We start from the raw sequence: 1,405 nt of genomic DNA, 5'->3' as shown, positions 1-1,405 counted from the left end.
GGCAAATGCACCGGTCGAGTTAACCCCTTCAATTTTCATTAGACCCCACTCGCCCACTTGAGCGATTGGAGTCTCAGTTGTGGCGACTAACTGACTGTCAGAATCGAAATACAAAAAAGCATCAAGAAAGTCACCGACTTCGACACCCTCTGGCACAAATCTATTCGGTAATAGTGTTGTACCGTAATCTCCGGCATCCAAAAATAGGGCAAAATCTGCTTTTTTTACTACTTCTAAGTGGTTAATCTGACCAACTTTAATCATTTCAACTGTCTCTTGTTAAATTTGCGGTGATTATAGCGAATCTCTGGTATGCTTTCGCGTGAAATTTAGGAATTTTTCAGGAGCGCGACTTGCTGACCGTTGATAAACAGGATGGCATTACACTCAAAATATCCCACGCCATGGAAGCGACCAAAAAGTCTGATTTAGATCTGTACTTTTTTATCCCCGGTGAATTGGGTCTGTCTCCAGACGTTTTGAAAGAGAGCGAGTTCTACTACGAATCCATCACTCAAAAACGCGCCTATTACAGTGATAAAACACTACTTCCTCTGGTCCACAGCCGACTAGCTAAACGTGGGCGACTGTCCACTACTCAATATCGCGTCAGTTTGAGCCTGTTCGCATACCAATACGTGATTGCCTTAGACAAAGCCGTCAATGAGCTTAATAAGCACAACAAAGACTCAGTCACAATGGATGAGGTGGATGAAGTCATAAACTTGTCTCTCGACATCCTAAAAAAGCTGCGTCGGAGTATTCCGTATGAAGAGAGTCTAAAACGTTACTACGCCAATATAGACAATTACCTTTCTTGGTACACTGGTCAAAGGTTAATGTCTTTGATCGCCCATATGCCTCGCGATAGTGAATACAAAAACTTGAAAGAAAGCTTACTGGCAATCGTTGAGAAAGAAGCCGCCCATCGTAAACTCAATAACTACAACTCGCAAAGTGTGCGTGACGACGTAACGCGACTCAGTAATAAAATGCGTTTGCTGCGCCGCTTGATTGAGCACCCAGTGGTATTACAAGAAAAAACTCAATCATTAGGCAACAACATGAAACGAGTCGTTAAAGGTGGCGCGACGGGTTTTGTGATGGTATTCGTTACCATCACAGCGATTCTTGCCCGTGACTACTGGGGTGAGATTACTGTCTCATTTATTGTTTTGATGTCATTTGTCTACGCACTGAGAGAGATATTCAAAGATGACTTGCGCGATGTTATGTGGCGTTGGATACGCAAAGGCCGTCCGAAATGGCGCAAAATGTATCTTGACCCAACCACTAAAAAAGCAGTTGGTCAAAAATTGGAGTGGCTAGATTATAAAGTCCTTGACAAGCTGCCTGACAGAATAAAAACGATCCGCAAGAAGCGAGTCGTGCAAAGAGAAGAGCA

2 protein-coding genes are annotated in these 1,405 nt (G+C 43.4%); one reads left to right on the top strand and one right to left on the bottom strand.

Annotated elements, in window-relative coordinates; genetic code table 11:
- Positions 1-264, bottom strand: a 264-nt coding sequence (locus QTO00_RS19685) for a S1-like domain-containing RNA-binding protein (RefSeq protein ID WP_331426254.1), incomplete at its 3' end; no start/stop codon positions are given.
- Positions 265-353: 89 nt separating this feature from the next.
- Here QTO00_RS19685 and QTO00_RS19680 point away from each other — a divergent pair.
- A partial coding sequence (locus tag QTO00_RS19680) for a hypothetical protein (RefSeq protein WP_331426253.1) occupies positions 354-1,405 on the top strand: 1,052 nt, incomplete at its 3' end.

Source organism: Vibrio sp. M260118, from assembly GCF_036533755.1.
Taxonomy (GTDB): domain Bacteria; phylum Pseudomonadota; class Gammaproteobacteria; order Enterobacterales; family Vibrionaceae; genus Vibrio.
This window is presented reverse-complemented; position numbering and strand designations above follow the sequence as displayed.